At 68.8% G+C, this 16002-nt stretch carries 13 protein-coding genes; 5 read left to right on the forward strand and 8 right to left on the reverse strand.

Going from position 1 to position 16002, the window contains the following annotated elements; genetic code table 11:
• Nucleotides 1-60 precede the first annotated feature (60 nt).
• Nucleotides 61-927 carry a MurR/RpiR family transcriptional regulator gene (locus ACR80S_RS02215; protein ID WP_435400676.1) on the reverse strand — a complete coding sequence of 289 codons (867 nt, stop codon included), beginning with the start codon at nucleotides 925-927 and terminating at the stop codon, nucleotides 61-63.
• 229 nt (nucleotides 928-1156) lie between these two features.
• On the opposite strand from ACR80S_RS02215, the gene zwf reads away from it, so the two are divergent.
• The 3 genes from zwf (at nucleotide 1157) to ACR80S_RS02230 (ending at nucleotide 4155) form a co-directional block, all read left to right on the forward strand.
• Nucleotides 1157-2665, forward strand: coding sequence for a glucose-6-phosphate dehydrogenase (zwf, locus tag ACR80S_RS02220; RefSeq protein ID WP_435402460.1), 1509 nt, complete (start codon nucleotides 1157-1159; stop codon nucleotides 2663-2665).
• 101 nt (nucleotides 2666-2766) lie between these two features.
• Nucleotides 2767-3435, forward strand: a complete 669-nt coding sequence (gene pgl, locus ACR80S_RS02225) for a 6-phosphogluconolactonase (protein WP_435400678.1) — start codon at nucleotides 2767-2769, stop codon at nucleotides 3433-3435.
• Between the two features lie 33 nt (nucleotides 3436-3468).
• Nucleotides 3469-4155: a bifunctional 4-hydroxy-2-oxoglutarate aldolase/2-dehydro-3-deoxy-phosphogluconate aldolase gene (locus ACR80S_RS02230; RefSeq protein ID WP_435400679.1), complete on the forward strand. Its 687-nt coding sequence runs from the start codon at nucleotides 3469-3471 to the stop codon at nucleotides 4153-4155.
• A gap of 155 nt (nucleotides 4156-4310) precedes the next feature.
• On the opposite strand, the gene pgi is transcribed toward ACR80S_RS02230, so the two are convergent.
• The 3 genes from pgi to ACR80S_RS02245 are packed head-to-tail and all read right to left on the reverse strand — an operon-like array spanning nucleotide 4311 to nucleotide 6681.
• On the reverse strand, nucleotides 4311-5996 hold the full coding sequence (pgi, locus tag ACR80S_RS02235; protein ID WP_435402461.1) for a glucose-6-phosphate isomerase: 1686 nt from the start codon (nucleotides 5994-5996) through the stop codon (nucleotides 4311-4313).
• Between the two features lie 54 nt (nucleotides 5997-6050).
• Nucleotides 6051-6530, reverse strand: a complete 480-nt coding sequence (locus tag ACR80S_RS02240; RefSeq protein WP_435402462.1) for a methylglyoxal synthase — start codon at nucleotides 6528-6530, stop codon at nucleotides 6051-6053.
• Nucleotides 6523-6681: a hypothetical protein gene (locus ACR80S_RS02245; RefSeq protein ID WP_435400887.1), complete on the reverse strand. Its 159-nt coding sequence runs from the start codon at nucleotides 6679-6681 to the stop codon at nucleotides 6523-6525. The genes ACR80S_RS02240 and ACR80S_RS02245 overlap by 8 nt, the downstream gene beginning before the upstream one ends.
• A gap of 296 nt (nucleotides 6682-6977) precedes the next feature.
• Here ACR80S_RS02245 and gap point away from each other — a divergent pair, with 296 nt between their 5' ends.
• A complete protein-coding gene (gene gap / locus ACR80S_RS02250) occupies nucleotides 6978-8000 on the forward strand; it encodes a type I glyceraldehyde-3-phosphate dehydrogenase (protein WP_435402463.1) in 1023 nt (340 codons plus the stop codon).
• 114 nt (nucleotides 8001-8114) lie between these two features.
• Here the strand turns inward: gap and ACR80S_RS02255 are convergent, their stop codons facing one another.
• Genes ACR80S_RS02255 through fruB form a run of 3 tightly spaced genes read right to left on the reverse strand, consistent with a single transcriptional unit; the run spans nucleotide 8115 to nucleotide 13773 of the window.
• Nucleotides 8115-9863, reverse strand: coding sequence for a PTS fructose-like transporter subunit IIB (locus ACR80S_RS02255; RefSeq protein ID WP_435402464.1), 1749 nt, complete (start codon nucleotides 9861-9863; stop codon nucleotides 8115-8117).
• Nucleotides 9860-10840, reverse strand: coding sequence for a 1-phosphofructokinase (gene pfkB, locus ACR80S_RS02260; protein WP_435400684.1), 981 nt, complete (start codon nucleotides 10838-10840; stop codon nucleotides 9860-9862). Before pfkB ends, ACR80S_RS02255 begins: the two co-directional genes overlap by 4 nt.
• Nucleotides 10840-13773 (reverse strand): fused PTS fructose transporter subunit IIA/HPr protein, encoded by a 2934-nt coding sequence (gene fruB, locus ACR80S_RS02265; protein ID WP_435402465.1) that lies wholly within the window; start codon nucleotides 13771-13773, stop codon nucleotides 10840-10842. The genes pfkB and fruB overlap by 1 nt, the downstream gene beginning before the upstream one ends.
• Nucleotides 13774-13983: 210 nt before the next feature.
• Between fruB and cra the strand changes: the two genes are divergently transcribed.
• Complete coding sequence (gene cra, locus ACR80S_RS02270) at nucleotides 13984-14985, forward strand: catabolite repressor/activator (protein ID WP_435402466.1); 1002 nt, start codon at nucleotides 13984-13986, stop codon at nucleotides 14983-14985.
• 14 nt (nucleotides 14986-14999) lie between these two features.
• On the opposite strand, the gene ACR80S_RS02275 is transcribed toward cra, so the two are convergent.
• On the reverse strand, nucleotides 15000-16001 hold the full coding sequence (locus ACR80S_RS02275; protein ID WP_435402467.1) for a Gfo/Idh/MocA family protein: 1002 nt from the start codon (nucleotides 15999-16001) through the stop codon (nucleotides 15000-15002).
• Nucleotide 16002 lies beyond the last annotated feature (1 nt).

The raw sequence follows: 16002 nt of genomic DNA on the forward strand, positions 1-16002 counted from the left end.
GTAAGGCATGGCACGGGAATGGCAAGACGCCAAGGGGCCAGGCGCCATGAGGGGGGGCGTTCAATGCTGGTTGGTGCCGGCCGGGTAGCGGGTTTCCTTGAGGCTATCCTTGATCTTCTTGAGGTGCCCGAGAAAGTCCTCGCCGCGGCGAAGGGTTACCCCGGTGGCCAACACGTCGATCAGCGCCAGCTGAATCATCCTCGAGGTCATCGGCATGTAGTGGTCGGTATCCTCGGGGGTGGCGACCTCCAGGGTCTCGGTGCACTCCCGGGCCAGCGGCGAGTCGGGCGCGGTGATGCCCAGCACCACGGCGCCGCTCTCCCGGGCCAGGCGGGCAATCTCGACCAGTTCCCGGGTGCGGCCGGTCCAGGAGATCACCACCACCACGTCGCCAGTGTGGCAGCCCGAGGCCACCATGCGCTGCATCAGCACATCCACGTAGGCGGTCACCGGGAGGTTGAAGCGGAAGAACTTGTGCTGGGCGTCCTGGGCGACGGCACCCGAGGCGCCCAGTCCGAAGAAATGCAGCTGTCGCGCCTGGATCAGGTAATCCACCACGCGCTCGATGCGCACCGGGTCGGTCTGGCGGCGGGCGTTGTCCAGGGCGGCGATGGTGGCGCCGAAGATCTTCTCGGTGTAGTCGGCGGCCGTGTCGTCGGGCTCCACCGCCTGGCTGACGTAGGGCGTGCCACCGGCCAGGCTCTGGGCCAGCTTGATCTTGAAGTCCGGATAGCCCTTGGCATCGAAGCTGCGGCAGAAACGGTTGACGGTAGGTTCGCTCACCGAGGCGGCCTGTGCGAGGGTGGCGATGCTCATGCCGGTGGCGGTGGCCGGGTCGGCGAGGATGACATCGGCTACCTTGCGCTCGGAGCGGTTGAGCTCCTCGAGGCGCTGACGAATGCGATCGATCAGGTCGTGACGGGCCATAGCGCGGTGGCGCTCTCCATGATAGGCGGCGAGGGGCCGCGGGGTGAAGCCGGAACGGGTGATGTAGTGATTTAACTACATTATGCTGACTATCCTAGCCCGAGGAGGTCTGTCGCGGCCAATTGTCCCCGGTGGCAGGTGATATTTTATGTAAGTTTACAACAAAAGCTTGCCTTTTTCCCGTCTGGTGGGTATTTTTTTGGTAATCCAACGAAAAAGAGAGGCGGACATGAGTTACCCCAGCCGGTCCAGCCAGGCGGTCAGCACCGATATAGACCTGGCCCTGTTCGGCGCCCTCGGCGACCTGGCGCAGCGCAAGCTCTTCCCGGCGCTGTTCCAACTCGACCGCGAGGGACTGCTCGACCCGAATACGCGCCTGCTCGGTCTGGCGCGCGAGGAGCTCGACCTCGACGCCTTCAAGGTCCGCGTCGAGCAGGCGCTCAAGACCCACGTCAAGGCCGAGGAGCTCGACCACAAGGGGCTGGCCCGCTTCCTGGCGCGACTCGACTACCGCCAGCTCGACTTCACCCGTGCCGAGGGCTATACGGCGATTCAGGAATGGCGTAAAGCGGGGCGCGAGGCGGGGCGGGAGCGTCCCATGGTGGTCTACCTCTCGGTGGCGGCGAGGATCTACGGCGACATCTGTCGGAACCTCGAGGCCAGCGACAGCCTGGACGAGGCGAGCCGGGTGGTGGTCGAGAAGCCGATCGGCCATGACCTGGCGTCCTCGGCGCAGATCAATGACGCCATCGGCGCCGTCTTCCCCGAGTCCCGGATCTACCGCATCGACCACTACCTGGGCAAGGAGACGGTGCAGAACCTGATCGCGTTGCGCTTCGCCAACCCGCTGTTCGGCACCCAGTGGAACCAGAACCACATCTCCCACGTGGAGATCACCGTGGCCGAGCAGGTCGGCATCGAGGGGCGCTGGGGCTACTTCGATGACGCCGGCCAGCTGCGCGACATGGTGCAGAACCACCTGCTGCAGCTGGTCTGCCTGATCGCCATGGACCCGCCGGCCAACCTCGATGCCGACGCCATCCGCGACGAGAAGGTCAAGGTGCTCAAGGCGCTCCGACCCTTCACCGAGGACATGCTGGGACGCGACGTGGTGCGCGGGCAATATACCTCGGGCACCATCGACGGCAAGGCCGTGCCCGGCTACCTCGAGGAGGAGGGCGCCAACGTCGAGAGCCACACCGAGTCCTTTGTGGCCATGAAGACCGGCGTGGAGAACTGGCGCTGGGCCGGCGTGCCCTTCTACCTGCGAACCGGCAAGCGAATGCCCGAGAAGCTCTCGCAGATCATCATCCACTTCCGCCAGCAGCCCCACTACATCTTCGACCCGGACCAGCGCGGCCTGGCCGCGAACAAGCTGGTCATTCGCCTGCAGCCGGAGGAGGGCATCGCCCTGGAGGTGCTGACCAAGGACAGCGGACTGGACAAGGGCATGCGCCTCCGCCGCGGCCCGCTGCACCTGGACTTCAACAGCGCCTTCCCCAAGTCGCGGATTCCTGACGCCTACGAGCGCCTGTTGCTCGAGGTGATGAAGGGGCAGCAGTATCTCTTCGTGCGCCGCGACGAGGTCGAGCACGCCTGGCAGTGGTGCGACAATCTCATCGCCGCCTGGGCCGACCGCGACGAGCCGCCGCGGCGCTATCCGGCCGGCTCCTGGGGGCCGGTGGCCTCCATTGCCATGATCACCCAGGACGGCCGCAGCTGGTATGAAGATTATTGACCCACGGTGCCAGCCCTCGGGCCGGTCGCCGCTTTCTCAAGACCGCCATGATCACCCAGGAAGGCCGTTGCTGGTATGAAGACTACTGAGGAGCCCCAACGATGAGCGAACTTTGCCGAGAGCGGCTGGCCACCCAGCTGGCCGAGTCGGTCGCCGAGGCGCTGCGACAGGACCTGAGCCGCCAGGAGCGTGCTCTGCTGGTGGTCTCCGGTGGCTCCACGCCGGTGCCCTTCTTCCGCGCGCTGGTTGCCTGCGAGCTGCCCTGGTCGCGGGTCGAGGTGACCCTGGCCGACGAGCGCTGGGTACCGGAGGAGCATGCCGACAGCAATGCCCGCCTGGTGCGCGAGCACCTGCTGCAGGGGGGCGCCGCCGAGGCGACCTTCGTGGCGCTGACCACCGGGGCCGCTACCCCGGAGCAGGGCGTCGACGAGGTGGCCGAGCGCCTGGCGCCGCTTGCCTGGCCCGCCAGCGCGGTGGTACTGGGCATGGGCAATGATGGCCACACCGCCTCGCTGTTCCCCGACAGCCAGGAGCTGTCGCTGGCGCTCTCCACCGCCGAACCGGCAGTGGCCGTGCGCGCACCGAGCCAGCCCCAGCCGCGTATCACCCTGAGCGCCGACCGCCTGCATCGGGCTCGGCGCCACTTCCTGCATATCACCGGCGGCGACAAGCGCGACGTGCTGGCCAGGGCCCTGGCCGGCGATGATCTCCGTGAGCTGCCGATTCGCGCCTTTCTTTCCTGCCCGCTGGCCACCTACTGGGCTCCTTGAGGCCGGTTCCCTGAATTTCTCGGAGTGACTCCCATGACGTCCGAAAAGCGTATCGAAAAGCGCATCGACAAGCAGCTGCCCTCCACCCGTACCACCGAACTCGACAGCATCACCCTGAAGGCCGAGGTGATCCCGGTGCTGGTCATACATCGCGTGGAAGACGCCGTGCCCCTGGCCACCGCCCTGGTCGAGGGCGGCCTGACCGTGCTTGAGGTGACCCTGCGCACTGACTGTGCCCTGGAGGCGGTTCGTCGCATCAAGGCGGCGCTGCCTCAGGCCAGCGTTGGGGTAGGCACGGTGCTGACGCCGGCTCAGTACCGCCAGGCCGAGCAGGCTGGCGCCGACTTCGTGGTCACGCCGGGGACCACCGAGGCGCTCTATCGCTACGGCGTGACCAGCCCGGTGCCGATGCTGCCCGGCGTGGCCACCGTCTCCGAGTTGATGGCCGGCTGGCAATACGGCTATCGCCGCTTCAAGTTCTTCCCCGCGGAGGCCAGCGGCGGCGTCAAGGCCCTCAAGGCCTTCGCCGGGCCGATCCCCGAGGCACGCTTCTGCCCCACCGGCGGCATCAACCTCGACAATGCCGACGACTACCTGGCGCTCAAGAACGTGATGAGTGTGGGGGGCTCATGGCTGACGCCGAACTCCCTGGTGGAGGCCGAGGACTGGCACGGCATCCGCCAGTTGGCTCGCGAGGCGGCGCAGCGCTTCCACCACTGAGTCACCGCCGAGATACCGAATTCCTGTGTGTCCTCTCGACAGTCTTTGGCTGTCATTCCCCGGCCCCTCGCCGCCGGGATTTTATTGGCTCTTCGCTTCTTGCCGTGAAACGAGGAAGGGCCGGCAATCGCCGGCCCTTCCACTGCGCGCCTGCCTCAGCGCCTGCGTCGCTTGCTGCCTTTCCCCGAGGGGCTCGCCGTGGGCTCGGCGGCATCTGCCGCCGCCCCGGCCGAGGCTTCAGCACCGAAGTGGCCGCGCACCAGGGCCAGCAGCCCCTGGGTGGAGGCGTCGAAGTCCTGGCTCTGTTCGTCGATGCGCTCGCTGATCTCGCCGGCGATGCGCTTGCCCAGCTGCACGCCCCACTGGTCGAAGGAGTTGATGTTCCAGATCACCCCCTGTACGAACACCTTGTGTTCGTACAGCGCGATCAGCGCGCCGAGGTTCTTCGGCGTCATCTCATCGAGCAGCAGCACGCTGGAGGGGCGGTTGCCGGGGCAGCTGTAGGGGTCGGGCCGGTTGCCGCTTTCCTCTCCACCCTTGAGGCTGCCCTCCATGAAGGCGTTGGCCTGGGCCAGCATATTGGTGAGCAGGGCAAAGTGGTGCTCTTCGACGCCGGGCTCCGGCTTCAGCGAGGCGATGAAGTCGATGGGCACGTAGCGGGTGCCCTGGTGGAGCAGTTGGAAGAAGGCGTGCTGCCCGTTGGAGCCGGTTTGGCCCCAGACGATGGGGCCGGTCTTGTAGTCCACCGGGTGGCCGAAGATGTCCACCGACTTGCCGTTGGACTCCATGTCGAGCTGCTGTAGGAAGGCCGGCAGCTGATGCAGGGCCTGGTCGTAGGGCACGATGGCCTGGGTCTCGGCGCCGACGAAGTTGATGTACCAGATGCCGATCAGCGCCATCAGCACCGGCATGTTCTCCCGGAAGGGGGCGGTGAGGAAGTGCTGGTCCATGGCGTAGGCGCCCTCGAGCAGTTCCATGAACCCCTCGAAGCCGACGGAGAGCGCGATGGGCAGGCCGATGGAGGACCACATGGAGTAGCGCCCGCCGACCCACGCCCAGAACTCGAAGACGTTCTCCTCGCGGATGCCGAAGGCCATGGCCGCCTTCTTGTTGGTGGAGGCGGCGATGAAGTGGGCCCCCACGTCGGCGTCCTCGCCGGCATTCTCGAGGAACCAGCGTCGCGCCGTGTTGGCGTTGAGCAGGGTCTCCTGGGTGGAGAAGGTCTTGGTGGAGACGATGAAAAGGGTGGTGGCTGGGTCGAGGCGGCTGAGCACCTTCTGGATATGGGCGCCGTCGACGTTGGAAACGAAGTGGAAGTTCAGCTCCGGGTGGCGGTGCTTGAGCAACGCGCGGCAGGCCATGTTCGGTCCCAGGTCCGACCCGCCGATGCCGATGTTGACCACATCGCGGATGCGCTCACCGCTGTAGCCCTTCCACCCGCCGCTGCGCACCGCCTCGGAGAAGTGTCGAATCTGCTCGCGGGTACGCTGGATCTCCGGCATCACGTCCTGGCCGTCGACCATCAGCGGCCCCTCGCCGAGGTTGCGCAGGGCGGTGTGCAGCACCGGGCGATTCTCGGTGACGTTGACGATGTCGCCGGAGAACATCTGGGCCCGGCGTTGCACCAGCGCCGAGTGGTCGGCGAGTTCGATCAGCTTGTCGAGCACCGCGTCGGAGACCTGATGCTTGGAATAGTCGAGGAACAGGCCGCCCACCCGCAGGCTCATCGTCTCGAAACGCTGCGGGTCGGCGGTGAAGTAGTCGCGAATGCGGTCGCCGGCGGTCTGCTCGTGCAGGCCCTTGAGGGCCTGCCAGGTCACGCTGCGGGTCAACTGGAACATGGAAAGCCTCGCCTCTTGTCTTTGTCGGGGTCGATGGAAGCTGGGTCGGGTGAGTCAGTCGGCGGTGCGCCCGGAGACCCAGGCGCCGGCATCGGGAATGGTCATCTCGTAGACCGTGTCGAGCCAGGGGGAGCTGATCAGGAAGTCGGCGCTGGCGGGGTTGCAGGCCACCGGGATGTTCCATAGCGCCGCCAGGCGCAGCAGCGCCTTGACGTCGGGGTCATGGGGCTGCGGGGAGAAGGGGTCCCAGAAGAAGATCAACAGGTCAAGCCGCTGTTCGGCGATGCACGCGCCGATCTGCTGGTCGCCCCCCAGCGGGCCGCTCATCAGGCCTTCTACCTCGAGGCCCAGCGTGCGCGAGACGCGTTCCGCCGTGGTGCCGGTGCCGGTGAGCGCATGGCGGGCCAGGGTCTCCCGCCAGCGTGCCGCCCACTCCAGCAGCTCCCCCTTCTTGCCGTCGTGGGCGACCAGGGCGATGCGCTTGCGGGCCGGCAGGGTCCGCTGCACGTTGCGCGGTGGGCGGATGTCACTCATGGCTGGCCTCCACGTCGAGGATCTTCATGGTGTTGGTGCCGCCGTGGGCGTTCATGTGGTCGCCGCGGGTCAGCAGCACATGATCGCCGGGCGCGGCGATGCCCTGCGTCACCAGGCGCTGGCGATGATCTTGGTGCGGCTGGCTCGACATCTCGATCTCCTGATGCAGGGGGTGTGGCTAGGATAGTGGCTTTTAGGTAAGTTTACTACTTGATTGGTGGTCGTATCACGGAAAATCGCCATGAATCGGGTGAGTTTCGGGCCGGATATGTTCATTATGATGTAAGTTTAACAAAAAATATTGAGTCGTCCCCTGCCTTGAGGCACATTGATGACAGGAGGAGCCCGAGCGCATCTCTGGCGACAGCTGGCCGCTACTTCCGCCGAGCGGCTCACCCCCGGCTACGACAACCTCACCACCGTCCCACTGCCATGAAGGAGTGACTCATGACCCTCAAGATCGCCATCAACGGCTTCGGTCGCATCGGCCGCAACGTGCTGCGGGCCCTGTATGAAAACGGCTACCGCCAACGTGTGCAGGTGGTGGCCATCAACGACCTGGGCGCCCCCGCCCTGAATGCCCACCTGCTGCGCCACGACACCGTGCATGGCCACTTCCCCTTCAGGGTGGAGCACGACGAGGCCAGCCTCAGCGTGGACGGCGACCACATCGCCACCCTCTCCGAACGGGACCCGGCAGCTCTGCCTTGGAAGTCCCTGGGCGTCGACCTGGTAATGGAGTGCACCGGCCTGTTCACCAAGCGTGCCGCCGCCGCCAAGCACCTGGAGGCCGGCGCCAGGCGGGTGCTGATCTCCGCGCCGAGCCCGGATGCCGACGCCACCGTGGTCTACGGGGTCAACGAGGGCGTGCTGAGCGCCGAACATAAGGTGGTCTCCAACGCCTCATGCACCACCAACTGTCTGGCGCCGGTGGCAAAGGCGCTCAACGACAGCGTGGGCATCGAGAACGGCCTGATGACCACGGTGCATGCCTACACCAATGACCAGAACCTCTCCGACGTCTATCACAGCGACCCCTACCGGGCGCGCAGCGCCACCCACTCCATGATTCCCACCAAGACCGGCGCGGCGGCGGCGGTGGGCCTGGTACTGCCCGAGCTCGCCGGCAAGTTCGACGGCCTGGCGGTGAGGGTGCCGGTGATCAATGTCTCCCTGGTCGATCTGGTGTTCACCGCCGGCCGGGACACCACCCGAGAGGAGATCAACGCGATCGTCGCCAGGGCCGCCGAGGCGTCCCCGGTGCTGGCGGTCAACGCCGAGCCGCTGGTCTCCATCGACTTCAATCACGACGCCCACTCCTCCACCTTCGATGCCAATCACACCCGGGTGAATGGTCGCCTGGTGAAGGTCATGGCCTGGTATGACAACGAGTGGGGCTTCTCCAATCGCATGCTGGATACCGCTCTGGCCATGCAGGCGGAAAGCGACGCCAAGCGCAACGCGGCCTGATTGTTCGCGTGACCCGAGTGCCGCGCCGTCATGGCGCCTCCATCGCGGGTGAAGGCAGCAGGGCCCGGGTATTGCTGGGGCCCTCTCGTTGGATATCGTTGCAAACATGGGGAATCAGGCGGTAGCGCTGACCGCCACTGGTGCGGCGCCGCGCTTGATCATGGCGTAGCCCAGGCCGGTGATCAGGGAGCCGATCACGATGGCGGCCAGGTAGAGCAGCATCGGAGTGATGGCGTTGGGAATCAGCAGCACGAAGATGCCGCCGTGGGGTGCCATCAACTGGGCGCCCACCAGCATGGAGAGCGCGCCGGTCACCGCGCCCCCGGCGATGCAGGCGGGGATCACCCGCAACGGATCCTTGGCGGCGAAGGGGATGGCGCCTTCGCTGATGAAGCATAGCCCCAGCACGAAGGAGGCCTTGCCCGCCTCGCGCTCCGGTTCGGAGAACTTGTGCCTGGCCACGAAGCTGGCGATGCCCATGCCGATGGCCGGCACCATCCCGGCGGCCATGATCGCCGCCATGGGCGCATAAGTCTGGGAGGCGAGCAGGCCGACCCCGAAGGTATAGGCCGCCTTGTTGATCGGGCCGCCCAGGTCGAAGCACATCATGGCACCGAGCAGGATGCCCAGCAGCACGGCATTGGCGGAGCCCATGCCGGCCAGGAAACTGGTCAGGCCGGCGAGAATTGCCGCCACCGGCTCACCGATCACATAGATCATGGTAAGGCCGGTCACCAGGCTGGCGACCAGCGGAATGATCAAGATCGGCTTGAGGGACTCGACGCTAGCCGGCAGCTTGACATGACGCGCCACGGCCAGCGCCACATAGCCTGCCAGGAAGCCGGCCAGGATGCCGCCGATGAAGCCGGCCTCGATATTGGCCGCCAGCATGCCGCCGATCATGCCGGGGGCGATGCCGGTGCGGTCGGCAATGGAGTAGGCGATGTAGCCGGCCAGCACCGGGATCATCAGCGCGAAGGCGGTGCCGCCGCCGATCTGCATCAGCGCCGCGGCCAGGGTGCCCTCTTCCTGGAAGGCCTCGATGCCGAACGCGAATGAGAGCGCGATCAGCAGCCCCCCGGCCACCACCATGGGCAGCATGAAGGAGACCCCGGTGAGCAGGTGTTTGTAGACGCCCGTCTCCCTGGTTTCCTGCCTGGCCTCGTGGCCGTCGACCGGCGCCGTGGCGTCTTCCACCTCGGCCAGGGCGAGGGCCGTCTCGAGGGTGGCTTGCGGCTTCTTGAGGGCGTTGCCGGTGGAGGTGCGGTAGATCCGCTTGCCGGCGAAACGGGTCGGGTCCACTTCGATGTCGCAGGCCAGGACCACCAGGTCGGTGGCGGTGATCTCCTCCTCGGTGAGCTTGTTCTGGGCCCCCACCGAGCCCTGGGTCTCGACGCGGATCGCATGCCCCAGCGCCTTGCCGGCCTCGGCGAGCGCCTCGGCCGCCATGAAGGTGTGGGCGACGCCGGTGGGGCAGGCGGTCACTGCCACGATCCGGCGGGCCCCCGAGGTGGCGGCGGCCGGTGCGGCGGGCTCGGCTTGGTCCGGCGGGGTAAAGGGCGCTGCCTCGCGCTCGGCGCGGGCCAGGAAAGCCGCCGGGTCCGGCAGGGCCTGGTCGATGGCGGCCTGGAACAGCGGCTTACCGGCGAAGCGCTGGGGGGCCGGCACCGGGTCGGCGGCGACGATCACCAGGACGGCGGCGGCGATGGCTTCGGCGGAGACCGGCATCGGGGGGGCCAGCTCGCCATGCATCTCGACGCAGGGCGACCAGCCCAGGCGTTGGGCGGCCTGCTCCAGGCGGCGGGCGGCGAGGAAGGTAGTGGCCATGCCACTGGGACAGGCAGTGACGATGATGACGTTCATGCGAGGGCTCCCCCCGCGCTGGCATCGACGTCGTTCAGGCGACGCACGCGGGTCTGTTGTTGAAGGTGGGGGAAGTCGGGGGCGCGGGGATTGCCCACGCCCAGGTGACGGACGGACTCGGCGGAGAGCGCCGTGGCCAGGCGCAGGGTCTGCTCGGGGGTGTGGCCTTCGATCACGCCATGCAGCAGGGCGGCGAGCAATGTGTCACCGGCGCCTACGGTGCTGGCCACGTCGAGGCGTGGCGGGACCGCCTGCCAGGCCCCGCGCTGGCTGACCCAGAGCACCCCGGCGGGGCCCGCGGAGATCAATGCCTCCTCGACGCCTTCGGCATAGAGCCTGAGTGCGGCCCCAAGGCGGGCCTCGTCGCTGGCCAGGGGCTGGCCGGCCCAGTCGGCGAGCTCCAGCTCATTGGGCTTGACCGCGGTGGCGCCGGCGCGAATGGCGGCGGCCAGCGCCGCGCCGCTGGTATCGACCCAGACCGGTACGCCCTCGCCGCACAGGCGCTTGACCAGCTCGGCCAGCTCCTTGGGGCTGAGCCCGGGCGGAAGGCTGCCGGCGATCACTACCGCCGCGGGGCGACGCTCGGGATTGGCCAGGTGGGCATCTAGCCAGGCCAGCAGCCGCTGCCAGGCGGTGGTGCCGATGGTGGCGCCGGGTCCGTTGATGTCGGTGACCCGCCCATTGGCCTCGGCGAGCTTGGCATTGATGCGGGTCTCCCCCGGCACGCGCAGGAAGGCGTCCTCCACGCCCAGGGCCTCGAAGGCGCGAAGGAAGGGACCGTCGTTGTCGGCGCCCAGAAAGCCCGAGACGATGACCTCATGGCCGAGGGCGACCAGCACCCGGGCCACGTTGACCCCCTTGCCGGCGGCCTCGAGATGGGTCTTGCGGGTGCGGTTGACCTCCCCGGTGGCGAGCCGGTCGAGGTGCACCGAGAGGTCCAGGGCCGGATTGAGGGTGAGGGTGAGGATGCGGGCCATCAGCCTGTCTCCAGGACGTCGCGTACTGCCTCGGCGGTGGACTGGGCCAGGGCCAGGGTGGCCTGGGCGCGGGCCTCGGCCAGGTCGAACTCGCGCAGGCGTGCCTTGACTAGCGGGACCTGGCGGGCACTCACCGAGAGCTCGTCGACGCCCAGGCCCACCAGCACGGGCACCGCCGTGGCATCGCTGGCCAGTTCGCCGCAGACGCCGACCCACTTGCCCCGGGCATGGGCGGCCGCGACGGTCATCTCGATCAGGCGCAGCACCGCCGGGTGCAGGCCGTCGGATTGGGCGGCGAGGTCGGGATGACCGCGGTCGATGGCCAGGGCGTATTGGGTGAGGTCGTTGGTGCCCACCGAGAAGAAGTCCACCTCGGCGGCCAGGGTCGGCGCCAGCAGCGCCGCGGAGGGCACCTCGATCATCACGCCGAGCTGGACATCGGTGGCGCGCTCGGCCTGGGGAAGCTCCTCCAGCAGTCGGTCGAGAAGGGCGCGGACCGTGCGGAACTCGCCGACGTCCTTGACCATGGGCAGCATGATGCGCAGTGGCCGGGCGTTTTTATTAACAGCAGCCGCGGGCGCTGGCTTGAGCCCAGCCGCAGGCGCTTGTTCCGGTTCAGCCGCAGGCGCCGCGGCCATCAACAGGGCGCGTAGCTGGGTCTCAAGCATCTCGGGGCGGGTCAGGGACAGGCGGATGCCGCGCAGGCCGAGGAAGGGGTTGTCCTCCTTCGGCATGGGCCAGTAGGGCAGCGGCTTGTCGCCGCCTACGTCCAGGGTGCGGGCCACCAGCGGGCGACCGTCGAGGGCGTCGAGGGCCTCGCGGTACTCCTCGACCTGCGTCGCCAGGTTGGGCGCCGAGGCATGGGCCATGAAGAGGAACTCGGTGCGCAGCAGGCCGACCCCCTCCGCGCCGCGCTCCACGGCGTCCAGGGCGTGGGCGGTGTTGCCCAGGTTGGCGGCCACCTCGACGCGGTGGCCGTCACGGGTCGTGGCGGTCCGGTGGCGGGCCTCCCATGCCTCGGCCTCGCGGTGGTGCTGGTCGGCCAGGCGCTGCTCGGCGGTGGCCAGGCGCTCCTCGGAGGGGGCGACGGTGAAGCGACCGCGGTCGCCATCGAGGATCAGCAGGGTGTCGTTGGCGAGCCGCAGCACCCGTTTGCCGGCGCCCACCGCGGCGGGGATGCCGAGCGCCCGGGCCAGGATGGCGCTGTGGGCGGTGGCGCCGCCGCGTGCCGTGAGCAGGCCGCGTACCCGGGCGGTGTCCAGGCGCGCGACGTCGGAGGGCCCCAGGTCGTCGGCCACCAGAATGTAGGGGATGTCCGGCGGCTCGGGGAGCTCTATCCGGCAGAGCAGGCCCAGCACCCGGCGGCCCACGTCGCGCAGGTCGGCGGCGCGCTCGGCCAGCAGGCGGTCGGCGAGCATCTCCTGGGCGTGGGCGGCGGTCTCGATGGCGTGCCACCAGGCGGCCTCGGCGGAGGCACCTTCACCGATGTCCTCGCGGGCGGCCTGATGCAGCTCGGGATCGGTGAGCATCGCCTCGTGCATGGAGAGGATCTGGGCCACTTCGCAGCCGCGGGCCTGGCGCACCAGGGCCTCGAGCTGCTCGGCACCCTCGCCCATGGCCTCGTCCAGCCGACGGTTCTCGACGGCCGGATCATCGGCCCGCTGGGGGTAGTCGAAGCGCGGGAGGCGCAGCACGAAGGCCGGGGCGATGGCCAGGCCCGGGGAGGCAGCCACCGCCGCTTGGGGCGCGTTCTCGGGCAGCGGCTCGATCATGGCCTGCGTATCGGACAGGTGGTGTTCGCGACTCTCGTCGAAGGGCAGGACCGACTCGCCGAGGCCCTCGGTGACGGCCCGACACACGGCATCCAGCGCGGCCTCGGTGCCCTCACCCTCGGCGGAGAAGACGAGCGGCTGGCCGCGCCGGGCACCCAGGCCAATCACCTTGGTCAGGCTGGTGGCGGAGACCGCTTGGCCGCCGCCCTCCTCCAGGTGCACCCGGATCGCCACGCTCTGGGCGCGGGCCACCTGCACCAGCTGCTTGGCCGGGCGGGCGTGCAGGCCGTGGGCGTTGAGCACCCGCACCCGGCGGGTGGAGGCGGCCGCGCTCTCGCCGGCCAGCCGCGTCAGCACGGTGGCCGCATCGGCACCGGCCAGGTCGCCGGCGCTGCCGCTCTCGAGCAGGGTGAGCAATCGTTCCAACAGGCCGCGGTGAGCGTCACCCTGGGCGGCCAGGCAGAAGACCCCGACCAGGGGGGAATCCCCGTGAGTGAGCAGGGACTCCGGCGTGGCCAGGGCCAGGGCTGGCCGGGTCACGCCGCGCGCGCTGCTCACCAGCCACAGCCCCTGGCCCAGGTCGTGGGGGGCCTGGTTGGCCACGGCGGCGACGAAGGTGCTCTCCGCGCAGCCGGCCTGGCGCAGGCGGGCGGCGGCGGCCAGCGCCAGCTCGCTGGCGTCCCGAGCCGGGAAGCCGAGGCACAGGGTCCCGGTATCCAGACGCGCTTCTACCACCGCCTTCGACAGCAGTCCGGCGATCTCGGCGCGGGAGTCGGCGGCGGCCAGGCGCTCGACGACGCCCTCGCGGTCCAGTACATGGGTCAGCTGGCGCAGGATGTCCAGATGCGCGTCGCTCCGGGCGACGATGGTCACCAGCACATGCACGCGATTGCCGTCGTGCCAGTCGATGCCGCGGGGAAACTGCAGCACCCGCACCCCGGTGGCCCTCACGTGTTCACGGCTTTCCGGCGTGCCGTGGGGAATGGCGATGGCGCTGCCGAGGAAAGTGGAAGACTGAGCCTCGCGAGCGTGCAGGCCATCACGGTAGCCGGCGGCCACCAGGCCGGCCTGCTGCAGGGCCTCCGCGGCGCAGTCCAGGGCGCCGCGCCAGTCGGGGGCCTCGCAGCCGAGCAGGATGTCGTCCTGGGACAGGGTCAGCATGGGCGCTTCCTTCTGGGGCGTGATCGGGCGCTGACTACGATGCGGTGAGCTGTTGGCTGAATCGTGTCACTTGTCTTCGCAAGGCTGAAAGGATTCCAGGCGGTTAGCAAGTGGCAGCGTATTCGACATTGGTAGGGGGGGGGTGGCGGCTCGGGCCAGAACGCTGTCGGTCGCGTAGAATCGAGTCACCTATCCCTTCGAGAGATCGTCATGACGCTCGCCGAAATCGCCCGCCTGGCCGGTGTCTCGCGCACGACCGCCAGCTATGTCATCAACGGCAAGGCCGAGGAGAAGCGCATCAGCCCGCAGACCGTGGAGCGGGTGATGGCCGTGGTGCGCAAGCACCGCTACCGGGTCGACGCCCAGGCCGCCGCGCTGCGTCGCGGCACCAGCCGAATCCTGGGGCTGATCGTGCCCGATCTGGAGAACGTCAGCTATGCGCGCCTGGCTAAGCGGCTCGAGCGAGGCGCCCGGGAGCAGGGCTACCAGTTGCTGATCGTCGGCTCCGACGACAGGCCGGAAAGTGAGCGAAACCTGGCGCTGGCGCTGCGGGCGCAGCGCTGCGAGGTGTTGATTACCGCCAGCTGCCTGCCGCCGGAGGATCCCTTCTATGCCGAGCTGATGACCGACGGCCTGCCGGTGGTCGCCGTGGACCGTGGCTTCGACCCGACGCGCTTCGCCAGCGTGGTGAGCAACGACGGCGAGGCCGCCGAGCGCCTGACTCGCTCGGTGCTGTGGCCAGGCGTGAGGCGGGTGGCCTGGCTCGATGCGGTGCCGGGGATCTCCATCACCCGGGAGCGCAGGGATGGCTTCACGCGCGCCCTGGCGAGCCTGGACGTCGAGCCGATCATCGCAAGCGGGGAGCGCTACGAGCGCGACGAGGGGGCAAGGCTGCTGCGGGCGCTGCTCGATGCCCAGGGCCTGCCCGACGCCCTGATCACCGCCTCCTATACCCTGCTCGACGGCGTCTTCGACGTGTTGCTTGAGGAGGGGGGGCTGCCGCCGGGGCTGCGGCTCGCCACCTTCGGCGACAGCCGGCTGCTGGACTTCCTGCCGGAGCCGATCAATTCGGCGGTGCAGGACCATGATCGCATCGCCGCCACAGCCCTGGAGGCCGCGATGGCCGCGGCGAAGGGCGACTACCGGCCTGGCGAGACGGTCATCCCCCGCCTGCTGCGCTGGCGCCGGCCGGAGCGGCAGGCGGTTCGGTAGGGCCGCGGCGCGACCTACTCCGGGGCAGCGAGGATGACCGTGCCGCCCATCTTCAGCGAGTGGCGGCAGGCCTCCAGGAGTGTGGCCTGGTCGAGCAGTTCGCTGGGGATGTCCGGGGCCGGGCCTTCCCCCAGGGCCCAGGCGGAGAAAGCCTCGATCTGGGCGGGGTACTGGTCGCCATGCACCCACTCGCGACGCGTACGCCCCTGTTCGTCGGTGATCACCAGTTCGCCCACGCCGCCCTGCTTGTCGGGGCGGAAGGCGGTGGACAGCAGCAGGCGCCCTCGGGTGCCGATCACCTCGTAGCGGTTGAGCATGGTTTGCTCGAAGCTGGCGGCGAACTCTGCCAGGCGCCCGTCGGCGTAGCGCAGGATGCCGCTGACGCTGGTGTCCACCCCTAGGGCGTCAGGCACCCGGCCCACCACCGTCACCGCCTCCGGCATGCCAAGCAGCCGGCGAAGGACGTCCAGCGGGTAGCAGCCCACGTCGTGCAGGCTGCCTCCTGCCGCCTCCCGAGAGAGGCGGATGTTCTCCGCGCCGAGGTCCAGCGGAAAGCAGAACAGGCCGCGTACCTGGCGTACCTCGCCGATCTCGCCGCTGTCCATGATCTCCCGGGCCCGGGCGTGCTGCGGGTGATGGCGGTACATGTAGCCCTCCATCAGCGCCACCCCGGCCTGGTCGCAGGTCGCCTGCATGGTCCGGGCCTCCTCCCGGGTCAGGGCGGCGGGCTTCTCGCACAACACGTGCTTGCCGTGGCGAGCCGCCTCGCAGGCCCAGCGGGCGTGGAGATGGTTGGGCAGCGGCACGTAGACCGCCTCCACGTCGGGGTCCTCCAGAAGGTGGCGAAAGCTGTTGTGGGCGCGCGGGATGCCGTACTCCGCGGCCACATCACCGGCCTTGCCGCTCTCGCTGGCGATGGCGGTGAGGCGTGCATTGGGGGCCGCCTGGATGGCCGGGATCATCGCCTTGCGGGCGATGCCGGCGGTGCTCAGGATGCCCCATTGTAGCTGTCTCATC

The sequence above is a fragment of the Halomonas salsilacus genome (genome assembly GCF_051216275.1).
In the GTDB taxonomy this organism is placed as follows: Bacteria; Pseudomonadota; Gammaproteobacteria; order Pseudomonadales; family Halomonadaceae; genus Halomonas.